This is a genomic window from Bradyrhizobium sp. PMVTL-01 (assembly GCF_051861855.1).
Taxonomy (GTDB): Bacteria; Pseudomonadota; Alphaproteobacteria; order Rhizobiales; family Xanthobacteraceae; genus Bradyrhizobium.
In genome coordinates, this window is sequence record NZ_CP193982.1 from 7,729,851 (window position 1) to 7,753,674 (window position 23,824).

Annotated in this window: 24 protein-coding genes; 10 read left to right on the top strand and 14 right to left on the bottom strand. The window is 65.0% G+C overall.

Features of this window, described 5'->3' with window-relative positions; translation table 11 throughout:
* Positions 1-53: 53 nt before the first annotated feature.
* The 5 genes from ACRQ5Q_RS37240 to cysG are packed head-to-tail and all read right to left on the bottom strand — an operon-like array spanning position 54 to position 4,682.
* Positions 54-779: a phosphoadenylyl-sulfate reductase gene (locus ACRQ5Q_RS37240; protein ID WP_439370548.1), complete on the bottom strand. Its 726-nt coding sequence runs from the start codon at positions 777-779 to the stop codon at positions 54-56.
* Entirely contained in the window at positions 776-1,291 is a 516-nt protein-coding gene (locus ACRQ5Q_RS37245; RefSeq protein WP_439394818.1) for a DUF934 domain-containing protein, read from the bottom strand. The genes ACRQ5Q_RS37240 and ACRQ5Q_RS37245 overlap by 4 nt, the downstream gene beginning before the upstream one ends.
* On the bottom strand, positions 1,278-2,933 hold the full coding sequence (locus ACRQ5Q_RS37250; protein ID WP_439370550.1) for a nitrite/sulfite reductase: 1,656 nt from the start codon (positions 2,931-2,933) through the stop codon (positions 1,278-1,280). Before ACRQ5Q_RS37250 ends, ACRQ5Q_RS37245 begins: the two co-directional genes overlap by 14 nt.
* Before the next feature lie 10 nt (positions 2,934-2,943).
* A complete protein-coding gene (locus tag ACRQ5Q_RS37255) occupies positions 2,944-3,261 on the bottom strand; it encodes a DUF2849 domain-containing protein (protein WP_439370551.1) in 318 nt (105 codons plus the stop codon).
* On the bottom strand, positions 3,258-4,682 hold the full coding sequence (gene cysG, locus ACRQ5Q_RS37260) for a siroheme synthase CysG (RefSeq protein ID WP_439394820.1): 1,425 nt from the start codon (positions 4,680-4,682) through the stop codon (positions 3,258-3,260). The genes ACRQ5Q_RS37255 and cysG overlap by 4 nt, the downstream gene beginning before the upstream one ends.
* Positions 4,683-4,927: 245 nt before the next feature.
* Here cysG and cysD point away from each other — a divergent pair, with 245 nt between their 5' ends.
* The 4 genes from cysD (at position 4,928) to ACRQ5Q_RS37280 (ending at position 10,775) form a co-directional block, all read left to right on the top strand.
* The gene (gene cysD / locus ACRQ5Q_RS37265) at positions 4,928-5,722 is read left to right on the top strand and encodes a sulfate adenylyltransferase subunit CysD (RefSeq protein ID WP_439370553.1); all 795 of its coding nucleotides are present in this window, start codon (positions 4,928-4,930) and stop codon (positions 5,720-5,722) included.
* 19 nt (positions 5,723-5,741) lie between these two features.
* Positions 5,742-7,658, top strand: a complete 1,917-nt coding sequence (gene cysC, locus ACRQ5Q_RS37270; protein WP_439394822.1) for an adenylyl-sulfate kinase — start codon at positions 5,742-5,744, stop codon at positions 7,656-7,658.
* A gap of 618 nt (positions 7,659-8,276) precedes the next feature.
* The gene (locus ACRQ5Q_RS37275; protein ID WP_439394824.1) at positions 8,277-10,442 is read left to right on the top strand and encodes a malate synthase G; all 2,166 of its coding nucleotides are present in this window, start codon (positions 8,277-8,279) and stop codon (positions 10,440-10,442) included.
* A gap of 132 nt (positions 10,443-10,574) precedes the next feature.
* Entirely contained in the window at positions 10,575-10,775 is a 201-nt protein-coding gene (locus ACRQ5Q_RS37280) for a CsbD family protein (protein ID WP_439370556.1), read from the top strand.
* A 110-nt stretch (positions 10,776-10,885) separates the two neighbouring features.
* Here the strand turns inward: ACRQ5Q_RS37280 and ACRQ5Q_RS37285 are convergent, their stop codons facing one another.
* Positions 10,886-11,041 carry a Thivi_2564 family membrane protein gene (locus tag ACRQ5Q_RS37285; protein WP_018646636.1) on the bottom strand — a complete coding sequence of 52 codons (156 nt, stop codon included), beginning with the start codon at positions 11,039-11,041 and terminating at the stop codon, positions 10,886-10,888.
* Between the two features lie 219 nt (positions 11,042-11,260).
* Between ACRQ5Q_RS37285 and ACRQ5Q_RS37290 the strand changes: the two genes are divergently transcribed.
* Positions 11,261-11,491, top strand: a complete 231-nt coding sequence (locus ACRQ5Q_RS37290) for a hypothetical protein (protein WP_439399979.1) — start codon at positions 11,261-11,263, stop codon at positions 11,489-11,491.
* 220 nt (positions 11,492-11,711) lie between these two features.
* Here the strand turns inward: ACRQ5Q_RS37290 and ACRQ5Q_RS37295 are convergent, their stop codons facing one another.
* On the bottom strand, positions 11,712-12,365 hold the full coding sequence (locus ACRQ5Q_RS37295) for a DUF2865 domain-containing protein (protein ID WP_439370557.1): 654 nt from the start codon (positions 12,363-12,365) through the stop codon (positions 11,712-11,714).
* Positions 12,366-12,384: 19 nt separating this feature from the next.
* Positions 12,385-13,167 (bottom strand): L,D-transpeptidase, encoded by a 783-nt coding sequence (locus tag ACRQ5Q_RS37300; RefSeq protein WP_439394826.1) that lies wholly within the window; start codon positions 13,165-13,167, stop codon positions 12,385-12,387.
* Positions 13,168-13,375: 208 nt separating this feature from the next.
* Here ACRQ5Q_RS37300 and ACRQ5Q_RS37305 point away from each other — a divergent pair, with 208 nt between their 5' ends.
* The 5 genes from ACRQ5Q_RS37305 to ACRQ5Q_RS37325 all read left to right on the top strand — a co-directional run bounded on the left by ACRQ5Q_RS37305 (position 13,376) and on the right by ACRQ5Q_RS37325 (position 17,527).
* Complete coding sequence (locus ACRQ5Q_RS37305; RefSeq protein ID WP_439370559.1) at positions 13,376-14,488, top strand: AI-2E family transporter; 1,113 nt, start codon at positions 13,376-13,378, stop codon at positions 14,486-14,488.
* A 79-nt stretch (positions 14,489-14,567) separates the two neighbouring features.
* Positions 14,568-14,939 carry a DUF883 family protein gene (locus tag ACRQ5Q_RS37310; RefSeq protein WP_439370560.1) on the top strand — a complete coding sequence of 124 codons (372 nt, stop codon included), beginning with the start codon at positions 14,568-14,570 and terminating at the stop codon, positions 14,937-14,939.
* A 95-nt stretch (positions 14,940-15,034) separates the two neighbouring features.
* The gene (locus ACRQ5Q_RS37315) at positions 15,035-15,490 is read left to right on the top strand and encodes a hypothetical protein (protein WP_439394828.1); all 456 of its coding nucleotides are present in this window, start codon (positions 15,035-15,037) and stop codon (positions 15,488-15,490) included.
* Between the two features lie 187 nt (positions 15,491-15,677).
* Positions 15,678-16,826 carry an OpgC domain-containing protein gene (locus ACRQ5Q_RS37320; protein ID WP_439370562.1) on the top strand — a complete coding sequence of 383 codons (1,149 nt, stop codon included), beginning with the start codon at positions 15,678-15,680 and terminating at the stop codon, positions 16,824-16,826.
* A gap of 92 nt (positions 16,827-16,918) precedes the next feature.
* On the top strand, positions 16,919-17,527 hold the full coding sequence (locus ACRQ5Q_RS37325) for a TetR/AcrR family transcriptional regulator (protein WP_439375700.1): 609 nt from the start codon (positions 16,919-16,921) through the stop codon (positions 17,525-17,527).
* Here ACRQ5Q_RS37325 and ACRQ5Q_RS37330 read toward each other — a convergent pair whose 3' ends face one another.
* The 6 genes from ACRQ5Q_RS37330 to ureC form a co-directional block, all read right to left on the bottom strand.
* A complete protein-coding gene (locus tag ACRQ5Q_RS37330; protein ID WP_439370563.1) occupies positions 17,528-19,186 on the bottom strand; it encodes a CHASE domain-containing protein in 1,659 nt (552 codons plus the stop codon). It lies immediately after the preceding gene.
* A 299-nt stretch (positions 19,187-19,485) separates the two neighbouring features.
* A complete protein-coding gene (gene ureG, locus ACRQ5Q_RS37335; protein ID WP_211413678.1) occupies positions 19,486-20,109 on the bottom strand; it encodes an urease accessory protein UreG in 624 nt (207 codons plus the stop codon).
* A 166-nt stretch (positions 20,110-20,275) separates the two neighbouring features.
* Entirely contained in the window at positions 20,276-21,004 is a 729-nt protein-coding gene (locus tag ACRQ5Q_RS37340) for an urease accessory protein UreF (RefSeq protein WP_439399937.1), read from the bottom strand.
* Positions 20,985-21,635, bottom strand: coding sequence for an urease accessory protein UreE (gene ureE / locus ACRQ5Q_RS37345; RefSeq protein ID WP_439370564.1), 651 nt, complete (start codon positions 21,633-21,635; stop codon positions 20,985-20,987). Before ureE ends, ACRQ5Q_RS37340 begins: the two co-directional genes overlap by 20 nt.
* Before the next feature lie 13 nt (positions 21,636-21,648).
* Entirely contained in the window at positions 21,649-21,948 is a 300-nt protein-coding gene (locus ACRQ5Q_RS37350) for a putative quinol monooxygenase (RefSeq protein WP_439370565.1), read from the bottom strand.
* Positions 21,949-22,089: 141 nt separating this feature from the next.
* On the bottom strand, positions 22,090-23,805 hold the full coding sequence (gene ureC, locus ACRQ5Q_RS37355) for an urease subunit alpha (protein WP_439394829.1): 1,716 nt from the start codon (positions 23,803-23,805) through the stop codon (positions 22,090-22,092).
* Positions 23,806-23,824: the final 19 nt, after the last annotated feature.

The window sequence follows — 23,824 nt, forward strand, 5'->3', positions numbered from 1 at the left end:
CTTAAGTCAACGGAACCGGATTTTCTTGTTCGCAGCGTGACAGCCTGACTGTGCTACGAAGTCTTCATCGTGTGGATGCCGCATTCTGTCTTGGCCCGGCCGCGCCAGCGACCGGCGCGCGCATCCTCGCCCTCGGCCGTTCTGCTGGTGCAAGGCATACACCCAACCGACAGGAAACCGGAGACAGCCAGAGGATGACGCGGCAATTTGGCGCGGACGAAGATCGCCTCGAGTTCCTCGCGCGACACGTTGGCGAAGGGATTGAACTTCAACCGCGCGCCGTCTTCCTCGACGACGGGAATATCGGCGCGTGCATTGCCCTGGAAGCGCTTGCGGCCGTTGAGCCAGGCGTCGAACGGCTTCAACGCGCGCGCCAGCGGCTCGACCTTGCGGATGCGGCAGCAGGCATCGGGATCGGAGAACCAGAGGTCGCGGTCGGGATCCTCGCGCGACAGCGTCTCCTCGGCCGGCTTGATCGAGCGCACGTCCTTCAGACCCAGCGCCGCGATCAGCGTGTCGCGATAGGCCAGCGTCTCCTCGAACAGCCATCCGGTATCGAGGAAGATCACGGGGATCGCGGGATCGACATCCGCCATCACCTTCAACAGCGTCGCCGATTCCGTGCCGAAGGACGACACCAGCGCAAGCTTCTCGCGCCCGACGGTCTCCAGCGCCGCGGCAATGATCTGCGCGGGCGCCGCATCGCGCAGGGCGCGATCGAGCTCTTCCGCCGAAGGCAGCGCAGCGACGGACGAAACCTGGGGCGCGATCGCGTTCACGTGCCGACACCTTCGGAATGACGCAGCTGCATGCGCCGGTGCAGCGCCGTGATCCGGCCGTCGCCGGTCGGCTGGTAGAACACCGAATAGCGCTTGGCGGTCTGCATGAAGGCTTCCGCGTCGGCCTGCTTCTTGACGTCGAAGGAGTCGAAGCCGGCCCGCAGCATGAAGACGAACTGGTCGCGCAGCACCTGTCCCGTCGCGCGCAGTTCGCCGCGATAGTTGTATCGCTCGCGCAGCAGCCGCGCCTGGCTGTAGGCGCGCCCGTCGCGGAAGGTCGGGAACACCAGTGCGACCGCGGCGATCCTGCCGAGATAGGGCACGAGCTCGGCAATGTCGCGATTGTTCGGCCAGATCACGCCGACCTTGCCCGAACGCCTGAGCAACGCGTCGGCCTCGCCGAGGAAGCGCTCGGCCGGCACCAGGATGTCGCCGCCCTCGGGCAGCGGGGTGTCGACGGCGAGCTTGACGAAGCTGTCGTCGGCGATCTTTCCGCCGTTAACGAGTGGCATAGACGCGCTCCTTGAAGGGCTCGACGCCGAGGCGCTTCACCGTATCCATGAACAACTCTTCCGGGCGCTCGCGCAGCGCCAGATAAGCTTCCACGATGTCCTCGACGACATCAGCGACCTCGTCGAACTTCACGCCAGGACCGATCAGGGTGCCGAGCGCGGCGTTCTCGTCGGCGCGGCCGCCGATGGTGATCTGGTAGACCTCCTCGCCGTTCTTCTCGACGCCGAGAATGCCGATATGGCCGACATGGTGATGGCCGCACGCATTGATGCAGCCGGAGATGTTGATGTGGAGACGGCCGATCAGATTGGCGAGCTCGTGATTGGCGAAGCGCCGCGTCAGTTCCTGCGCGATCGGGATCGAGCGCGCATTCGCCAGCGAGCAATAGTCCAGACCCGGGCAGGCGATGATGTCGGTGATCAGGTTGACGTTGGGCGTTGCGAGGCCGAGCTTGTCGAGCGCCTTCCACAGCGCCGGCAGGTCGCGCTTGGCGACGTGCGGCAGCGCCAGGTTCTGCTCGTGGCCGACCCGGATCTCGCCGAAGGAATATTTGTCGGCGAGATCGGCCAGCGCATCCATCTGCTCGGCCGTGGCGTCGCCCGGAGGCCCGCCGGTCGGCTTCAGCGAGATGGTGACGATCGAATAGCCCTGCACCTTGTGCGGAGCCACCGAGTTCTTGCGCCAGGCCTCGAACTCGGGATCGGCCGCGGCCTGGCGCAGCTCGTCCGGCATGTGCGGCAGCTTCTCGTACGCCGGATAGGTGAAGCGCGAACGGATGTCCTCGATCACCTCGTCGTCGATCTGGAGCGAGGAGTTGCGGATCTGCTGCCACTCCTCCTCGACCTCGCGCGAGAACTTCTCGATACCGAGCTCGTGCACCAGGATCTTGATGCGCGCCTTGTAGATGTTGTCGCGGCGACCGTACTGGTTGTAGACGCGCAGGATCGCCTCGATGTAGCTGAGGATATCGCGGCCGTGCACGAAGTGCTTGATGGTCTTGGCGATGAACGGGGTGCGGCCGAGGCCGCCGCCGACCAGCACCTCGAAGCCGGTCTCGCCCTTCTCGTTCTTGATCAGCCGCAGGCCGATATCGTGGATCTTGATCGCGGCTCGGTCATGGTCCGACGCGGTGATCGCGATCTTGAACTTGCGCGGCAGGAACGAGAATTCCGGATGCAGCGTGGTGTGCTGGCGGATCAGCTCCGACCAGATGCGCGGGTCCTCGATCTCGCCCGGGGCGACACCGGCCCACTGGTCCGAGGTGACGTTGCGCATGTTGTTGCCGGAGGTCTGCATCGCATGGATGCCGACCTCGGCGAGATCAGCCAGCGCGTCCGGCAGCTCTGCGAGCTTGATCCAGTTGAACTGGATGTTCTGTCGCGTGGTGAAATGGCCATAGCCGCGATCGTATTTGCGCGCAACATGCGCCAGCGCCCGCAACTGGTTCGTTGCCAGCGTTCCGTAGGGGATCGCGACGCGGAACATATAGGCGTGCAGCTGCAGATAGACGCCGTTCTGCAAGCGCAGGATCTTGAACTCGTCCTCGGTGAGCTCGCCGGAGAGGCGCCGCTTCACCTGGTCGCGGAACTCCGAGACGCGCTCGTTGACGAGCGTGCGGTCGATTTCGTCGTAAGCGTACATAAGCGATGCCTTAAGCCTGGACCGGCTGTCCGATTGTCACACCGGTGCGGCGGATCTGTTCGCGCAGATTACCGGGCAGGATCTTGCCGTCGTCGCCGACCTGCACCGGGGCGATATAGGGGCCGATGGCACCGACGTCATCGGCCACGGCTTCCGCAAGCAACGCTTTCGCCTCGTCGGAGTTGCGCACGATCGCGGCTTCCGAGAGGTCCGCGGACCAGCTCTTGGCAGCGGTGCGGTAGACCACGATGCCGTCCCAGGTGCGGTTGGCCGTCACCACCGAGGGGCCGGAGATCCTGATCTTCTTCTGTTCGAGCGGGGAGGTCATTCGGCTGCATCCAATAGGTCAGAGATGATTTGCTTGGGGGTTTGACGACGAAGCGAGCCGGCATGCCGGACCACGTCGCCGATGATGAGGATGGCGGGACCGCCATGGATCCGCCGCACGAGTTCGGGGAGGTCGCGCAACGTACCAATCGCGCCCTGCGCATCGGGCCGCGTGACGCGGGCGAACACGCCGACCGGCGTCTCCGGCGAACGCCCGGCCGCGAACAGGCCGGCGCGCACGGCGGGTGCCGCAGTCATGCCCATGTAGACCACGACCGTCATTCTGGTGTCGGTCAGCGTCGACCAGTCCACGGCTTCGGCATCGCGCGCCTTGTGCGCCGTGAGGAAGGTGATGCGGGTCGCCTCGCGGCGGTAGGTGAGCGGCACCTCGAAATCGGCGGCCCCGCCGAGGCCTGCGGTGATGCCGGGGATGATCGAATAGGCAACGCCCGCGGCACGCAGCGCCTCGATCTCTTCGCCGCCGCGGCCGAACACGAAGGGATCGCCGCCCTTGAGCCGGACCACGCGCTGGCCTGATTGCGCGGCCTCGATCATGCGCTTGTTGATGGCGTCCTGACCGATGCCGGGTTTGCCGACGCGGCGGCCGACCGGCACGCGCGAGGTGTCGCGGCGGATGCGGTCGAGAATCTCGGGTGAAACCAGCTCGTCGTGGAAGACGATGTCGGCGTCCTGAAGTGCGCGCAGCGCCTTGATGGTGAGCAGATCGGGATCGCCGGGGCCGGCGCCGACCAGCGTGACCGAGCCTTCCGGCTTGTCGGCTCGCGCGAAATCCGAGGGATCGGCAATGGCCTTGAGCGATGCGTCGGCTTCGTCCTTGCGGCCGGCGAGCACGGCGGCGCCGATCGGGCCGTCGATGACGCGTTCCCAGAAGCGCCGGCGCAACGGAAACTCGGCGATGCGCTCGTTGATGGACTTGCGGAAGGTGCCGATGAACTCGGCGAGCTCGCCGACGCGCGCCGGCAGCAGCGCCTCGATCTTCTCGCGCACACGCCGCGCCACCACCGGTGAAGTGCCGCCGGTGCCGACCGCGACCACGACATCGCCGCGATCGACGATGGCCGGGAAGATGAAGCTGGAATTCTCGAGATCGTCCATGACGTTGACGGGCAGGCCGAGCGCCTTCGCCCGGGCCGACATCGCCACACCGACATGGCCTGCGCCCGCGCAAACGACGGCGATAACGCCGGCGAGATCGGCGGTCAGCGGATCGCCGGTGGCGATTTCGACGCGCGAAGCGTCCTCGGAATTGACACTGAGGTCTTGATTGCCGTCGATCGCATGCACGCGGAGGCGCGCGCCGGCAGCGGCGAGCACGCGCAGCTTGGCGCGCAAAAGCTCACCCGCGCCGATGAGGATCACCGGACCGGCCTTCAGATCGAGGAACACCGGCAAGAACCGCATGCGATACTCGCTTCCCCTACATCCGGGGTTGACTGGAATTATTTTCTATATATGTGTCGTTTCGAGCGCGCAAAGAGAAAATTTTTTCTTCTCTTCTGCAGCGCAACTATAGAATTTTCGCCTCCAAACGCAAAGTGGCAGAGATGCATCTTCTCAAGGACGATTCCGGTGTTGTCGGAGTCAGCAGCCCGGCCCCCGTCGGACGCTCGGGCTCGCAAGAATTTTCTGCTGATGTTGCCCCCCGCATGGACCATCTCGACCAGCTCGAGGCGCAGAGCATCTACATCTTCCGCGAGGCCTTTGCCCGGCTGAAGAAGATTGCCCTGCTGTGGTCGCTCGGCAAGGACTCCAACGTCATGATCTGGCTGGCGCGCAAGGCGTTCTTCGGCCGCATGCCGTTCCCGGCGCTCCATGTCGACACCGGCAAGAAGTTTCCGGAGATGTATCGCTTCCGCGACCATTACGGGAAGGAGTGGGGTCTCGATCTGCGTGTCGAGCCCTGCCCGCCGATCGATGCCGTCGACCCAACGCTGCCGCCGGCCGCCCGATCGGCCGCGCGCAAGACCGAGGGCCTCAAGATGGCGCTCGCAAAGTACGGCTTCGACGGCCTGATCGCCGGCATCCGCCGCGACGAGGAAGCGACCCGCGCCAAGGAGCGCGTGTTCTCGCCGCGCGGGCTCGAAGGCAATTGGGACGTCCGCGACCAGCCGCCGGAGTTCTGGGACCATTTCAACGCATCGCCGCCGCAGGGCGCGCATTTGCGCATCCATCCGATCCTGCATTGGACCGAGGCGGACATCTGGGCCTACACCAAGCGCGAGAACATCCCGATCATCCCGCTGTATCTCGCCAAGGACGGCAAGCGCTATCGCTCGCTGGGCGATCAAGACATCACCAACCCCGTGAATTCGACAGCGTCCAGCATCGACGAGATCCTGATCGAGCTCGAGCAGACCAAGGTGCCGGAGCGCGCCGGACGCGCGCTCGACCACGAGACCGAGGACGCCTTCGAGCGCCTTCGTGTCGCCGGCTATCTCTGATCAAGGACGCTCTGCGGCTATGAACATGATCGTCACCCCCGCTTCGCCTGCGACCCCGAACGGCACCACGCGTCCGCAAGTGCGCATCGTCATTGTCGGCCATGTCGACCACGGCAAGTCGACGCTGGTCGGGCGCCTGTTGCACGAGACCGGCAGCCTGCCCGACGGCAAGCTCGAAATGCTCAAGGCCGTCAGCGCGCGGCGCGGCATGCCGTTCGAATGGTCGTTCCTGCTCGATGCGCTGCAGACCGAGCGGGACCAGGGCATCACCATCGATACCACGCAGATCCGCTTCCGCACCAATTCGCGCGACATCGTCCTGATCGACGCGCCCGGCCACGCCGAATTCCTGCGCAACATGATCACCGGCGCTTCGCAGGCCGACGGTGCGGTGCTGATCATCGACGCGCTCGAAGGCGTACGCGACCAGACACGGCGGCACGGGTATCTGCTGCATCTGCTCGGCGTGAAGCAGGTCGCTGTCGTCGTCAACAAGATGGACCGTGTCGACTTCTCCGCTGACCGCTTCAAGGAGATCAGCGACGAGATCTCCGCGCATCTCAATGGCCTCGGCGTGACCCCGACCGCGGTGATCCCGATCTCGGCGCGAGATGGCGACGGCGTTGCGATGCGCACCGAACGCATCGGCTGGTACAAGGGACCGACCGTGGTCGAGGCGCTCGACCGACTCGAGCCGGCACGGCCGCTGGAAGCGCTGGCGCTGCGCCTGCCGGTGCAGGCGATCTACAAGTTCGACGACCGCCGCATCGTGGCGGGCCGCATCGAATCCGGCAGCCTCAAAGCCGGCGACGAGATCGTGATCATGCCGGCCGGCAAGATCGCCAAGATCAAGACGGTCGAGAGCTGGCCGGTGACGCCGGTCGCGGGACGGCAAGGCGCCGGCCGCTCGGTCGGCATCACGCTCGACCGCGAGCTGTTCATCGAGCGCGGCGACATCGTCGCGCATGCGGGCATTCCGCCGCGCGAGACACGCCGCCTGCGCGCGCGCATCTTCTGGCTGCACGACAAGCCGCTCGCCAAGGGCGACCAGCTGCTGGTGCGCTGCGGACCGAAGGAAAGCCGCGCCACCGTGGTGGCGATCGAGAAGGCGGTCGATCCCGGCGAGCTCTCCAGCAGCGAGAACAAGGCGATCGGCCGTAACCATGTCGGCGAGATCGACATTTCTCTTTCGAATCCGATTGCCACCGATCCCTACACCGAGAACCCGCGCACCGGCCGGCTCGTGATCGAGGTCTCCGGGCGCATCGCCGGCGGCGGCCTCGTGCTGTCGGTCGATGCCGGCCAGCGTGCCGTGCCGGTCGACATCGTGCCGGTGGAATCGGCGCTGCGGCCGGACGAGCGTTCGGCGCGCTATCGCCACAACGGCGCCGTGGTCTGGCTCACCGGCCTGCCGGCCTCCGGCAAGTCGACGCTGGCGCGGGCGCTGGAGCGGCGTCTCTTCACCAATGGCGGCTCGCCGATCCTGCTCGACGGCGACACGCTGCGCGCCGGCCTCAACAGCGATCTCGGCTTCTCCATTGCTGATCGCAGCGAGAACATCCGCCGCCTCGCCGAAGTGGCGACGCATCTGGCCCGCAACGGCCACATCGCGATCGTCGCGGCCGTCTCGCCGGCCCGCGAGGACCGCGCCGCCGCGCGCCGCATCGCCGACACCGCGTTCCGCGAAATCCATGTCGCGACGCCGGCCGGCATCTGCGAGGAGCGCGACCCCAAGGGCCACTACAAGAAAGCCCGCGCTGGCGCGCTGGCCTCGTTCACCGGCATCGGCAACGACTACGAGGCGCCGCAGGCCGCCGAGCTCGTGATCGACACGTCGAAGCGGACGGTTGCGGAGGCGGCGGACGAGATCGAGCAAATGCTGAAGACATCCGGCGTGCTGTTCGACGAAATCGTGGACCTCGCCGCGAATATTTGAAGCGCACTCTCGTTGGTGCACGCGCAACCACCACACAGTTAGTGCGTTCCCGTCCCCTTGTGGGGCAGGGCTATCGCATTTGAAAACTTTTCCGGCCATCCTTCGAGACGCCTGCTTCAGGCGGGCTGCTCAGGATGAGGACGGAGTGCGCGGCAGCAGTTTCAACGGGCACTGACGCTGATCAGCCTCATCCTGAGGAGGCGCATAAGCGCCGTCTCGAAGGACGAGGCGTGCGCCCAGGCCGCCGCAACGAGTCATATGCGATAGCCCTGCCCTTGTGGGGGAGGGTTCGGGAGAGGGGTCCACACGGGACTCTCTCCATCAGCAAGAGCATTCCGCTCCGTCGATCTCCGACACGCCTTTTGCCGGGCCACCCCTCTCCCCCGCCCTCCCCCACAAGGGGGTAGGGAGCGTAGTTGTGCGCGTGGCAGGGAGCCGGGCTCAAGCCTCTGCTGCCTTCCCCACCTCTTCTTGACATTTTGACAGACCCTTCGGGGGTCTTCTCACCGCCCCGATTTTGGGGCTAATAGGTCCCGAAAGCTGCTCCTCGTGGGCGCATTTTGCTGCAGTCGGGTCAAAAGCAGCCAAAAACAGCCATTTCCAACAAGAAAGCCCATCATGAAACGCGTCGACGCCCACGGATTGAAGATCGCTCCCGTCCTGTTTGACTTCATCGCCAAGGAAGCGGCCCCGAAAACGGGGATCGCGCCGGATGCGTTCTGGGCCGGGGTTGCCGCCATCATCAAGGAGCTGGGACCGAAGAACCGCGCGTTGCTGGCGGTGCGTGACACGCTGCAGGCCAAGATCGACGACTGGCATCGCGCCAACAAAGGCAAGGCGTTCGACCTCGACGCCTATACCGCCTTCCTGAAGGAGATCGGCTATCTCGTCCCCGAGCCCGCGACGCAGAAGGTCGAGACCGCCAATGTCGACGAGGAGATCGGCAAGATCTGCGGCCCGCAGCTCGTCGTGCCCCTCACCAACGCGCGCTACGCGCTGAACGCGGCGAATGCGCGCTGGGGCTCGCTCTACGATGCCTTCTACGGCACCGACGCGATCCCGCACGATCCCTCAGAGAGCGGGAAGGGCTACAACAAGGCACGCGGCGACAAGGTGATCGCGAAAGCCAAGGCGTTCCTCGATAGCGCGGTGCCGCTTGCGACCGGCAGCCACACCGACGTCACCGCCTACAGCGTCGTCGCGGGCCAGCTCGCGGTGAAGCTGAAGAGCGGCAATGCGACCGCGCTCAAGAACGCCGCTCAGTTCGCGGGCTTCCAGGGCGACGCCGCCGCGCCGAGTGCGGTGCTGCTCGTCAACAACGGCCTGCATGTCGAGGTGAAGATCGATCGTGGCAGCACGATCGGCAAGGACGATCCGGCCGGCGTCGCCGACATGATCATGGAAGCGGCCGTCTCGACCATCCTGGACATGGAGGACTCGGTCGCCGCGGTCGACGCCGAAGACAAGGTGCTGGTCTACCGCAACACGCTCGGCCTGATGAACGGCACGCTGTCGGCCGACTTCGAGAAGGGTGGCAAGACGCTGACGCGTTCGCTCAACGCCGACCGCGTCTACAAGACGCGCGACGGCAAGGGCGAAGTGAAGCTGCACGGCCGCAGCCTGCTGCTCATGCGCAATTGCGGTCACCACATGTTCACCGACGCGGTGCTGGACGAGAAGGGCGAGGAAGTGCCGGAAGGCCTGCTCGATGCCGCCGTCTCCGGCCTGCTCGCGATCCACGACCTCAAGGGCAACTCCACGGTCAAAAACAGCCGCACGGGATCGGCCTATATCGTCAAGCCGAAGATGCACGGCCCCGACGAGGTCTCGTTCACCTGCGAGATCTTCGATCGCGTCGAGAAGATGCTGGGCCTGCCCGAGAACACCCTCAAGGTCGGCATCATGGACGAGGAGCGGCGCACCACCGTCAACCTCAAGGCCTGCATCCAGCGCGCCTCCAAGCGCATCATGTTCATCAACACCGGCTTCCTCGACCGCACCGGCGACGAGATCCACACCTCGATGGAAGCGGGCCCGATGATCCGCAAGAACGAGATGAAGGTGCAGGCCTGGATCAAGGCCTACGAGGACTGGAACGTCGACATGGGCCTGACCTGTGGCCTGCCCGGCCACGCCCAGATCGGCAAGGGCATGTGGGCCGCGCCCGACAAGATGGCGGACATGCTGGCCCAGAAGCTTGGCCATCCGCAGGCCGGTGCCACCACGGCCTGGGTGCCCTCGCCGACAGCAGCGACGCTGCACGCGCTGCACTATCACCAGGTCAACGTGATCGCGCGCCAGCAGGAGCTGACCAAGGGCGGTCCGCGCGCCAAGCTCTCCGACATCCTCACCATTCCGGTGTCGAAGTCGAACTGGGCGCCCGATGACGTCAAGCAGGAGATCGACAACAACTGCCAGGGCATCCTCGGCTATGTCGTGCGCTGGATCGACCAGGGCGTCGGCTGCTCCAAGGTGCCCGACATCCACGATGTCGGCCTGATGGAAGACCGCGCGACGTTACGCATCTCCAGCCAGCATCTCGCCAACTGGCTGCACCAGGGCGTGATCACCGAGGCGCAGGTGATGGAGTCGCTCAAGCGCATGGCCGTCGTCGTCGACAAGCAGAACGCCGCCGATCCGATCTACAAGCCGATGGCGCCGGCCTTCGACGGCGTCGCCTTCAAGGCCGCGTGCGACCTGATCTTCAGGGGACGCGAGCAGCCGAACGGTTACACCGAATACATCCTCACCGCGCGCCGCCGCGAGGCGAAGGCGCAGGGTTGAACCAGGTCACGCCAGTGTCAAAAGCCCCGGCGCGAGCCGGGGCTTTTTTGTTGGACGAAACGTCGCGACAGCTTGCCGGAACGGCTGCACGCGCCTTTGCGTTGTACGGCCAGCAACCCATGGGAGATGGTCATGGACTGGAATCGGATCGAAGGAAACTGGAAGCAGTTCAAGGGATCGGCCAAGGAGAAATGGGGCAGGCTTACTGACGACGATCTCCAACTGATCGAGGGCCGCCGCGAGCAGCTCGAAGGCCGGCTCCAGGAACGCTACGGCAAGGCCAAGGACCAGGTTCGCCAAGACGTCGACGACTGGCTGAAGTCTCTGCACTAGCACAGCATCAATGAAGCCCCGGCTCAGGCCGGGGCTTTTTGTTGAAAACGGTCGCACGCGTGGCCCGGACGGAGCGTAGCGGAATCCGAGCTACGCCCGCGATACCCTCGCTAGAACACCGCGAGATATTTCAGCAAGGACACAATGCCGATGATGATGACGATGACGCGCGCGATCTGCTTGGCGCGGCCGTCCATCGGAAGCATGTTGATGAGATAGAGTACGAGGATGACGACGAGAAAGGTGACGAGGACGCCGATCAGCATTGCAGGGACCCCCCTTCTGGCAAATTGCTAACGGTATCCTAACGCACGTCTCGCGCGCCGGTTCCATCGGTGCAACCCTTTGCAACTTCTAGTAAATGCGTATTTCTACCAGCAGGCCGGCTGCCTAAAACTCTACCCTTTTCCCTTCACTTGCAGAGACCGTCTGGCCTCGCGGCGCCAACGGCATGTGATCGACGATTCTGCTCCGCAACACCGCGGGTGAGATCGCGCCAGACCAACGACCGCCTGCAGGTCGCCGGCAGGGCCTCCCACGACGCCTCCACGACTGTCGACAGCGTCGAGGGTACCAAGAACGTCTCGGACAATATCAACGGCGTGAAGGCCGACGCGGCGGACAACGTCAAGCAGGCCTCCGAAACGCTGGAGACGCAGAGCCGCCAACTCGGCCAGCAGGTCAGCGACTTCCTCGGGAAGATCCGCGCGGCGTAGGACACGCCGGCGTAACACGATCGGTGTCGTCCCGGACAAGCGAGCAAAGCGAGCCGGAACCCATACTCCCGGCGGACAATTGTCGCGCGGTCTGGCAACTCCGGTCTTCGCCAAACCACGCCCAGTGTCTATGGATCCCGGATGCGCGCGCGTTGGGCGCGCTTGTCCGGGATGACATTGGAGGTCGAGGCACGCGCATCGCATCACACGTGATGCCGGCCTACTCCTTCGCCACCACCGGCACCTGACGAAACCTCGCCCGCACCGAATCCGGCAGCGGCGAGAAATTCATCGCGACGCCGCGACGGTCATTGGCGTTGCGGTTCGCAACGACCAAACCGCCCGTACCCGCAACGATGTCACCTTTGCGCAAGGTAGGATCGTCCTGGACCTTGACCTGGGCGAGCCCGACCGGATCCTTGCCGTTGCAGGTACAGCCCGCGACGATCTCGTTGCGGTAGCGGAACGCGTTCGGCAGGTCGGAGTAGGATTTCCCGCTCTCGGTCGCGGCGTCGTCGATATTATTGCCATAGACCAGCGAGGTCTCCGACGTCGGACAGAAGCTTTTGCAGGATTGCGCCTTGCTCAGGGCGTCTGCTCCCTGCGCCGGAAAATACCGGCCATCGCAGCCGCGCACGCAATAGGCCGTGCCGCCGCCATAGGCGGCACGCTGGCGCGGCGCGTCGTAGCGCGGCGGCATGTCGTCGTTCGGGAACGGAGTGCGGATCTCCGGTGGCGGCCGCATCCGGAAGCCGCCGAACAATGCCGAAAAGAAATCCTCCGCATGCGCCGACGGCGCCAATCCCAGACCGGCGGAGACAGCGACCAGACCTGCTGCAGCGCCAGCCAGTTTGCCCATCAGGCGTCTCTTCATATCACCTCACTCGAACTCTTCAGTTCACGGCCGACGTCGAGATGTTCAGCGCCTGCCGGCCCGACGGCAGCGTCGTCGCCGCGGGGCGCTTGTGCCAGGAATCACTCCCCTTGTCGCCGCCCTTCGCCATCAGCGGGGCGTTCTTCGGCAGCACGACCACCTTGGCGCCGACATTGACGCGGCTGAACAGGTCGGTGACGTCCTCGTTGGTCATGCGGATGCAGCCGGACGAGACGAACTTGCCGATGGTGCTGGGATCGTTGGTGCCGTGGATGCGATACTGACTCGATCCCAGATACATCGCGCGCGCACCGAGCGGATTGCCGGGACCGCCGGCGACGAAGCGCGGCAGGTAGGGCTGGCGCGCGATCATCTCGGCGGGCGGGTGCCAGTCCGGCCATTCCGCCTTGCGGCTGATGCTCTGGACGCCCGACCAGGTAAAGCCGTCGCGGCCGACGCCGACGCCGTAGCGAATAGCCCGGCCATTGCCGAGCACGTAGTAGAGGTATGTATTGCCGGTATCAATCACGATGGTGCCGGCCGGCTCGCTGCGGTCGAAACTGACGATCTGCCTGCGCAGGCGGTCGGGCAGCCGGGCATCCTCATCGCTCGCCTGTGCCTCGTCGCTCACATAGTCGTGCGAATAGGTCTGACCCTGCGGATAGCCTTGCGGCTGCATCGGGACATAGCCGAGCGTTTGCGCGCCGGCGGCTCCGAAGGGCACGACAAGCAGAGCGGTCGCGAAGGCAAAAGCGGTGGTGGCGCGCGGCGAGAAGCGGCGGGCTGGAGAGACCATTGTCATGTGCTGCCCCGTTGGATGTGCGCATCAGGGTGATGCGGCTTGCCAACAAACGCAGCCGGAGCGACTCAAGTTCCGCGCCGCAGTGCTGCGGCGACGTCACAGTCAAGCGAGCGCAACCTCACGAAAGCGCGACGGAACCTCGCCGCCGCTTCCGACGTTGTGAGATCATCAATGGGCGCGCGGAAGCTTTCCGTGCGGGAGAGATATTGTGCGCGTCCTTCCCAGTGAACGTCTGATTCCCGGCAGCGGTGAAGGTGACCCGCTCCCCGGCAGCCATGCCGACCTGCCGCCGATCATCCGGCGCACCGAGTTCGTCGCCTTTGCGCTGGCCGGCCTGCTACTGATCGCAGTGGTCGCGGTGCTCTACGTTGCCAGGGCGTTCTTCCTCCCCGTGGTGATGGCCTTTGTCGTCGGCACGATGCTGTCTCCGGCAGCGACCTTCCTGGAGAACCGCAAGGTGCCGCGCGGACTGGGCGCCGTCCTGATCGTGATTGCCGTGAGCGCGCTGGTCGCCTTCGTCGTCGCGCTGATCGCCTCGCCCGTGATGGAGTGGAGCTCGCGCCTGCCGGAGCTCGGCGCGCAGTTGAGGGACAAGCTGCAAGTGTTCGACCGGCCGCTGGCGCTGTGGCGCGAGCTGCAAGCCATGGTCGGCGGCTCGGAGGGACTGCCGAGCTTCCAGCTGCCGAAATTCGATTGGGTGCAGCCGACGCTGGAATTCCTCTCGCCCACCTTTACCGAATTCCTGCTGTTCTTCGTCACGTTGATCCTGTTCATCGCGAGCTGGCGCGACCTGCGGCGCGCACTGATCATGACGTTCAGCGACCGCGACGCGCGGCTGCGCACGCTGCGCATCCTCAACGAGATCGAGGTCCATCTCGGCAACTACCTGCTGACCGTCACGGTCATCAATATCGGTGTCGGGATTGCCACCGGCCTCGTCTGCGCCGTGACCAGCATGCCGAACCCGGCCGGCCTCGGCGCACTTGCAGCAACCCTCAACTTCATCCCGATCATCGGACCGATCGCGATGTTCGCCATATTGGTCGTGGTGGGGCTCGTCGCCTTCCCGACCATCGGCGGCGGCCTGGCTGCGGCCATCGCCTTCGGCGGCATCACGTTCCTGGAGGGACATTTCGTCACGCCGACCATCATCGGTCGTCGCCTGGCGCTGAATGCGCTGGCGGTGCTGCTGGCGCTGGCGTTCTGGACCTGGCTGTGGGGGCCGATGGGCGCCTTCCTGTCGTCGCCGCTGCTGATCGTCGGGCTGATCCTGAAGGAACACCTGCTGCCGGAGGATGCGCCGCAACTGCCGCAGGAGTAACCGGTTTCCGCGATCGGAACTTACCCGCCGACGAAACGTTTTCCGGCTATCTCAGCCGCAAACAGTTCGGAGCTTCCTGATGTCAACGACCACTGCCGAAGCCGGGATGAGCGACTGGACCGACAAAGCCTCCAGAGAACGCCTCGAGAAGGATGTAGCAGCCGTGAAAAGCGATATCGCCGCCCTCACCGACCAGATCACCGACGCGCTCAATACCTTTGCCAACTCCACCAGCAAGCAGGCCAGGCGAGGCTATCGCCAGGCGCGCGAGAACATGGATTCCGCGATCGACGACATGTCCGAGCGCGGCAGCGCCATGATGGACGCGGCGCAGGACGCCTATGGATCCATCGAGGAGACGCTGGAAGAGGCGATCACGCAGCGGCCGCTGGCGACCGTCGGGCTCGCGCTCGGCATCGGCTTCCTGATCGGCGTCGCCTGGCGCCGGTAAGGTCAGGACGCCCAGCGAACGTTGAGGCGGCGCCACGGCGCCGCCAAGGTCGGCGTGTGACGACCAGGCTTGTGGGGGATCCGAGGAGCAAGGCCATGTTTCAGCGCATCATCGACGGCATCAGTGCCTCAACCGGCACGACGGTCCGGCTAACGTCGCTTGCCGCGGGCGCTGCGTTCGCGCTGTTCATCACGACATGCTTCCTCTGCGCTGCCGCCTTCATTTCGGTCCTCGAAAAATATGGCCCGGTGCAGGCTTGCCTCGCCGGCGCGGGCGTCTTCTTTCTGCTGACGCTGACCGCGGCGGTGAGCTACTGGGCCTACAAGCGGCAATTGCGCAAGGAGGCCCACATCGCCGCCGAGCGCGCCGCCAAGTCCGCAGCGCACAGCATGCTCGCCGACCCCATGCTGCTTGCCACCGGGCTGCAGATTGTCCGTGCCATAGGGGTCAAGCGGCTGTTGCCGATCCTGGCCATCGGCGGCGTCGCGCTGGGGATCATGGCGAGCCGCGCCGGCGTCCCCGACGATGCATCGGCCGAACCCGCCGAGTAAAGGCGCGGTACGTTAGATAATTTCGTCGCAAGTCGCTCAAACGCATCTATTGGAAATCAATAGATCGTCGCTTTGTGTTTTTCCGCGCTATTCAGGACAAACCGATCCTGCTCACGCAAACGCTACTCGGATAGGCAGGCGGTTGCCGGTAAAAGCATCACCCTGATTCCCAAAGCTATTTTGCTCAATGAAACCGTCCGTCAAGGCGAACCTCGCCGCATTTCAGCACGACGCCAGGCTCTATCTGACGCTGGGCATCGCCAATTGGTCCGTGTTCGTCGACCATATTCCGAACAACGTGGTCAACCTGCTGACGCTGCGGAATTTCGGCTTCAGCGGCGCGGCCGATCTGTTCGTGTTCGTGGTGGGCTACGGCGTCGCCATCATCCATGGCCGGATGGCGCTGGAGCGGGGCTACGTGGTCGCGGCGACGCGAATCTTTCGCCGCGTCTGGCGGCTCTATGCCGCCTATGTCGTGCTGTTCGTGATCTATATCGATGCGATCGCCTACGTCGCCTCGCAATCGATGGCGCCGGAGATCATCTACGAATACAACATTTCCGGGATTCTCGAGCACCCGCTGCGCATCCTGATCCGCGGCCTCGTTCTCCAGGAAGAGCCGTTGAACCTCGACCTGCTGCAGCTGATGATCCCGCTGATGGCGTTCTTTCCGTTCGTACTGTGGGGGCTGCTGCGCCGGCCGAACCTGACGCTCGCCGCATCGGTCGCGCTGTACGTCGCCGCGCGCTGGTTCGACTGGAATTTCCGGGTCTACCCGGACCAGGAATGGACCTTCAATCCGCTGTGCTGGCAGATGCTGATGGTGCTGGGCGGCTGGTTCGCCGTCACCGGCGCGCCGGGCCGTGCGCTGCGCGGCATGTCCTGGCTGCGGATCCTCGCGGGCGCCTACCTGATCTTCGCGATGGCCGTCACCCTGATGCGCCATTCGCCGGCGCTGTCCGCCCACCTGCCCGATCTGCTCCTCAACAGCTTCGCTCCGACCGACAAGGAAAACCTCGCGCCCTATCGCGTGCTCCACTTCCTGGCCCTCGCGCTGATTGCGACCCATCTCATCCCGGCTGATCATCCCGGCTTGACATGGAGGCCGCTGCAGGCCGTGATCGCATGCGGCGAGGAATGGCTCGCGGTGTTCTGCGTCGCCGTGTTCCTGTCCTTCGCCGGCCACCTCATCCTGATCACCGGGCCGAACCTGGTGCTGATGCAGGTCGCGGTGAGCATCACCGGCTTCGGCGCGATGACCGGGCTCGCCTATTACATCGCCTGGTCGAAACGGCAGGATCTGCCGGCAGCCCTGCGGCGGCAGGCTCAGAGCTGAATCGCTCCGGCCACAAAATCGTGCGATTCTGCTATGCCGAAAGCGGCCGCTGCGCTATGCCGGGGCTCTGCGTGAGGAGACCGGGCGTGGCGATGGCGAAAGGCGGGGGTGAAGAGGCGGAGAGCGCGCCCCGGCGCGGCCGGCCAAGGTCGATCGAGACCACCAACGCCATCCTCGAAAGCGCCTATGCGCTGATGGCGGCCACCGACCTCGCCGCCACCACGATCGATGCGATCGCACGCCACTCCAGCGTGTCCAAGATGACGATCTACAAATGGTGGCCGTCGCGGGAAGCGCTGCTGATCGACGCCTTCCTCCACCATGCCGCGCAGATGCTGCCGCTGCCGCCCGCAAGCGCCGGAACGCCCGCGGTGCGCGCGCGGCGCCATGCCACCGCCTATGCCGAGGCGCTCCAGGGCGAGTTCGGCAAGGTCCAGCTCGCCGTCATCTCCGAATGCATCTCCAAGACCGGCTCGGCGGAGCTGTTCTACGCGCGGTACTTGCAATTCCGCCGCGACGCGCTGGTGGACATGATCGCCGCGGGCCAGAAGGACGGCAGCATTCTGGCCGAGGGGCTCCCCGAGGATCTCTACGACGCGATCTATGGCAGCCTGTTCTACCGCTACATCTTCGGCATCGCGCCGATCACGCCGAGCTACGCGCGCAATCTGGTCGATCTGGTATTGCGGCCGAAAGACTGATCAGCGCACGGGGCGCACCGGCGCCGAGAGCTTGTCCGTGCGATCGCGCTCGGTCATGTCGACCACCGTCTCCATCGGCGCAGTCAGTTCATAGACGTAAGAGACGTCGGTGAAGAAGCGCTTGGCGGTACCGCCCAGCGCCTCTGGCGCGACGCGGTCGAGCAGGATCAGGCCGAAATCGGAGTCGGGCCGGCGCGTCGCCTCGCTGGTGTTGAACTCCTCCCAGCGGAAATGAAAAACCTCCTCGGGCGCCTCGCCGGTCACCGTCCAGTTGGCGGTGATGTGCGGATGCTTGCCGACCAGGGACAGGCCCTCGTCCGAATGCGAGGCGAGCTCGAAGAACAGCAGCGACAGGCTCTGCGCGGCGCGCGCGCTGACCGCGATGTCGGGACCGGTGACGGCGATGCGATCGGCATGCGGGATCGCGCGCGCCTCGAACAGGCCCTTCAGCTTGACGCCCTGCCACTGGCTCTCACTGAGCAGCGAGACCACGTTGGACATGGCGTGGATACGGCCGATCAGGAGATCGCGCGCGACGTCGATGTCCGAACCGTGGCGCAGCGTACGCGTCACGATCGACTGGATCACGGCCAGGATGTTCTTCACCCGATGATTCAGCTCGTCGATGACGGCGGTCAGGCGGCGCTCGAAGCCGATCCGCACCTGGATCTCCCGGCTGAGCCGCAGATTGTTGTAGGCGACATATCCGAACAGGCCGCACACCATCGCGGTGATGGCAAAACCGATCGCCGCCACGATGATGGCGGTCTGCTCGGCGCGGCGCGCCGAATTGGTCTTCGCGTAATAGCTGAGCTGCCAGTCGCGACCGCCGAAGCTGACCGTACGTGTCGCCGACGGCGCCGGCGCCTCTGCCGCCGTTGCACGCGTGGAAACCACACCCTGCTCATTGGCGACGAGCTCGCCGCCGTCCTTGCGTGGATCCCTGAGTGCGACCGAGAACAACGACATGTCGTCATTGGTCAACATCAGCGTGGCAAGCTCGTACGAGAACGTGACGAAACCGGCCGGCTCCGTGGCCCCCTCGGGAATCACGGGAGCAGCCACGATGATGCCGATCGGGCCGTTCGCGCGCAGCAGCGGCACCGGATCGGAAGCAACCGATCGTTTCTCGATCCTGGCCCGGGCGAGCATTGCGCTGCGCACCGGATCCTGGTCATAGCTGCGGCCGGGCAACGCCTTGGTCTCGTCACTGCGCGGCTCGAGGTCCATCAGCACGTCGATCGGATGGGTCAGGGTGGCGGCGGCGATGGGCTTGTCACTGTAGTCACGGATCTCCGGCTTCGGGAAGCCGGCCGCCGCGATCGCCGCCTGCGCCGCTGCGAGCTCGTTCGGCTGAAGCCGGGCAACCCAGCCGGCCACCACGAAGTCCGTCTTGAACGCGTAGATCGCCGAGCGCAGCGGCTCCAGCATGTTGGGCTTCAGCACCGATGGCGCGCGGAACAGGCCTGAGGCGACGCGCGCGAGCAGCTCGCGCTCGGTGAGCCGGTCCTGAACCAGGCTGGCATGGACGTCGATCGCACGGGCGAGCGCGATGCGGTCCAGCGCCAGCTCCTGGTCGTGGACGCGATAGGCCGCAAGCCCGGAAAGCAAGGCTCCGAGCAGAGCGATGAAGCCGATGATGAAACCCAGCCGGACCACGCGACTACTCAGACGGAAGCGGGAGGTCGGCAATAAACACGGAGCATATGAACGCCGCTCGAACGGCCATGTGCCGAAACAGGGTGAACCCCAATGGCGCAGATAATGGAGGAGGAGGCATCAGTACGCAACTTGGGTCGCCTGGAAAGCTTAATTCGCCCGGCCGAGGGTCCGGCCGGGGTGGAGTTGCCCCGGGCACCGGAGGTATTCAATCGCCGTGTCCGAAATTTGTTCCGCAAGCCGCGGCCCCGCCCCAGGCGTTAACGGCGAAAACCGCCTGCGCCAAGTCGTCGCGTCGGTCAGCCTGCCCGTTTCAGCCCGCCTTTGGCCTCGATGAAGCCGACGATGCGGTCGAGCCCCTCGCTCTTCTTCAGGTTGGTCATGACAAAGGGGCGCTCACCGCGCATGCGCCTCGCGTCCGTCTCCATCTTCTCCAGCGAGGCGCCGACATGGGGTGCAAGATCGATCTTGTTGATCACCAGCAGGTCGGACCGGGTGATGCCGGGACCGCCCTTGGACGGGATCTTGTCGCCGGCGGCGACGTCGATGACGTAGATGGTGAGGTCGGCAAGCTCCGGGGAAAAAGTGGCAGCGAGATTGTCGCCGCCGGACTCGATCAGCACGAGGTCGAGGCCCGGGAATTTCGCGCGCATGTCCGCGACCGCGGCGAGGTTCATCGAGGCGTCCTCGCGGATCGCCGTGTGCGGGCAGCCGCCAGTCTCGACGCCGGCGATGCGATCCGGCGTCAGCGAACCCGAACGCACCAGGAATTCCGCATCCCATTTGGTGTAGATGTCGTTGGTGATCGCGGCGATGTCATAGTGCTCGCGCATGGTCTTGCAGAGCAGGTCCATCAGCGCGGTCTTGCCTGACCCGACCGGGCCGCCAACGCCGACACGCAAGGGGCCGTGAGAAGTCGCCATTCTCTCTCCTTTTAATGTCGTCGCGGCCTAGTGCGCGGTGCGCACGGGGGCCGGGACCCAGAGCCACCGAATTCGATTGTCGCGGCAAGGTGTGGCCCCTGCCGTCCATAATCACAGGTATTCCTGGTTATGGGTCGTCGCCGGGACGACACTGAGAGCCTCGCATTCATGACCTGAACAGCCGCGTATATTGCGTCTCATGCCGCAGGCTGGCGAGATCGGCGCGGAACGTGGCGCTGCCGAGATCGTCCAATGTCGCGTTCAGCGCACGATTGGCGGTGGCGGCCACCGCCGCTTCCAGCCGCACCAGCACGCGCTGGCTGTCGGTCTGGCCGAGCGGAATGAGGCGGCTCGCCGCCGAGATCCAGTTCGAGACCAGCGCATGCAGGAAGGCGTGCAGCGTCGGCGCCAGCGGCACGCCGTGCTTGGCTGCGACCAGGCCGACGGCGACGGGATAGACCAGTGGCGTGCCGCATGCCGCGACCATCGCATCCAGGCCTTCCGCATCCCACGCGGCGCGGGAGATGTCGATGAAGGCGCGTCCCTGCGAGGCCGTCTCCAGCTGACGCTCGCGCGACGGCACGAAGGCGCTCGCGAGTTCCGCGATGTCGCGCAAGGAGGCCTGCTCGCCCGACTCGGTGGCGCGATAGGCATGGACCAGGAAGATCGCATCGCAGAAGCCCGAGCCGTCGCCGAGCATCGCATCGAGCCAGTCGGCGAGCGTCGCGATGTCCAGGATGTCGCCCGCCTCGACCGCCCATTCGATGCCGCTGGAATAGGAGAAACCACCGACGGGGAACGCCGGAGACAGCCAGGTCATCAGCCGGTACAGCGCCGCCGCCTCGCGCTCGGCGAGGCCTCCGGCACCGACAGGCTCATTTGTGGTCATGAGCATGCTTGTGGCCGTGGTGATGGTCCGGATGGTCGCAATGCTCGTCGTGGTGATGGTGGTGCTCGTGGCCATGGTCATGCGCGGCGTGATCATGATGATGGTCATGGCCGTGATGATCATGGTGATCGTGACTATGATGATGGCCATGATCGTGATGTGCATGACCATGATGCGCATGGTCGTCGTGTCCATGCGCGTGCCCGGCATCGGCGTAGGCGCCGCCTTCGGGATCGAACGGCGCCTCGATCTCGATCACACGCGCACCGAGGCCTTTCACCATGGCCTCGATGACGTGGTCGCGGCGGATGCGCAGGCTCTTGGCCATGATCTGCGTCGGCAGATGACGGTTGCCGAGATGCCAGCCGACGCGGATGAGGTGATGCGGATCGCGGCCGCGGATCTCGAGCAGCGGCTCCGGCGCCGCGACCACTTCGACCAGCCTTCCGTCCTCGAGCACCAGCGCATCGCCGCCGCGGAGCGCGACGGCGTTCTCCAGGTCGAGCAGGAATTCGAGGCCACGCGTCCCCGTCATTGCCATGCGGCGGCGGTGCCGATCGTCGAAATCGAGCACGACCGTGTCCACCGGCGCTTCCGTGAAGCGGTGTTGTCCCCTGACCTGCGTCGCCCGGATCATGCGTTTGACCTCTTTACCGTGTCTCGACCTTCTCGGGCGTAATGATCTCGATCTTCGGCGGCGCCGCGAAACACTTCACAGCGATGCGGCCGAACGTCTTCATGTGCTCCATGGCGCGATGGGGCACCAGCGCCTCGGCATTCTCCCACTGCTCGACGAACACCATCTTGCTGGGATCGGTGACGCTCTCATGCAGATCATAGGCGATGTTGCCGGGCTCCTTCCGCGTCTCCTTGATGCAGGCGGTGGCACCTGCAATGAATTCGGCGCGCGTCTCGGGCTTGATGGTCAGGGTTGCAACGACGTAAATCACGAGAAATCCTCCCGGCTTTTCTTCTCAGGGTTCGATACCGGGCGGGACATTAGACCAGGCGGGACCGAACGCAACACCGGAAAAGCCGTCGCCGGACGCGCACTCAAGCCATATTCCCGGGACATGCGTCGAGGCGCTATTTCAGTACATGAAATATCGCTGCGCCATCGGCAACACCTCCGCCGGCGCGCAGGTCAACAGCTCGCCCTCGGCGCGGACCTCATAGGTTTCCGGATCGACCTCGATATTGGGCGTGGCGTCATTGTGGATCATGCTCTTCTTGGAGATTTTTCCGCGGGTGTTCTGGACCGCATAGAGTTTCTTCTCGATGCCGAGCTTTCGCGCGAGGCCACCAGTCACCGCCGCCTTCGAGGTGAAGACGACCGAGGACGCGGTCCTCGCCTTGCCGAAGGCGCCGAACATCGGCTGGTAGTGCACCGGCTGCGGCGTCGGGATCGAGGCGTTGGGATCGCCCATGGGCGCCGCGACAATGGTGCCGCCCTTGACGATGCAGTCCGGCTTGACGCCGAAGAAGGCCGGCGACCACAGCACGAGATCGGCGAGCTTGCCCTTCTCTACCGAGCCGATCAGCTTCGACACGCCATGCGCGATCGCGGGGTTGATCGTGTATTTGGCGATGTAGCGCTTGACGCGGAAATTGTCGTTGTCCTTGCCCTTGTCCTGCGGCAGCGAGCCCCGCTGCTTCTTCATCTTGTCCGCGGTCTGCCAGGTCCGGATGATGACCTCGCCGAGGCGCCCCATGGCCTGCGAGTCCGACGACATCATCGAAAGCGCGCCGAGATCGTGCAGGATGTCTTCTGCGGCGATCGTCTCCTTGCGGATGCGGCTTTCGGCGAAGGCCAGGTCTTCCGCGATCGAGGGATCGAGGTGGTGGCACACCATCAGCATGTCCAGATGCTCGTCGATGGTGTTGCGCGTGAAGGGGCGCGTCGGATTGGTCGAGGACGGCAGCACGTTCTTCAGCCCGGCAACCTTGATGATGTCAGGCGCGTGGCCGCCGCCGGCGCCTTCGGTGTGGAAGGCGTGGATGGTGCGACCCTTGAAGGCCTTGATCGTGTCCTCGACAAATCCGGATTCGTTCAGCGTGTCGGAATGCAGCATGACCTGAATGTCGTAGTCATCAGCCACCGACAGGCAGTTGTCGATCGCGGCCGGCGTCGTGCCCCAGTCCTCGTGCAGCTTCAGCGCACAGGCGCCGGCCTTGATCATCTCGACCAGCGCGGCGGGCCGCGAGGCGTTGCCCTTGCCGGAAATGCCGAGATTGACCGGGAAGGCGTCGAACGACTGAATCATCCGCCCAATGTGCCACGGCCCCGGCGTGCAGGTGGTGGCGAAGGTGCCGTGCGACGGGCCGGTGCCGCCACCCAGCATCGAGGTGACGCCACTCATCAGCGCGTGCTCGATCTGCTGCGGACAGATGAAATGGATGTGGCTGTCGAAGCCGCCGGCCGTGAGGATCTTGCCCTCACCCGCGATCACATCGGTGCCGGGCCCGATGATGATGGTGACGCCCGGCTGGATGTCCGGATTGCCGGCCTTGCCGATTGCCGAAATCATGCCGTCCTTGATCGCGACGTCGGCCTTCACGATGCCCCAGTGATCGACGATCAGCGCATTGGTGATGACGGTGTCGGCCGCGCCCTGCTTGTTGGTGACCTGCGACTGCCCCATGCCGTCGCGGATCACCTTGCCGCCACCGAACTTCACCTCCTCGCCATAGGTGGTGAAATCCTTCTCGACCTCTATGATGAGGTCGGTGTCGGCGAGCCGCACCTTGTCGCCGGTGGTCGGGCCGAACATGTCGGCATAGACGGAACGCTTTATTTTGACGGACATCACAAGCCCCGTTTGCGAT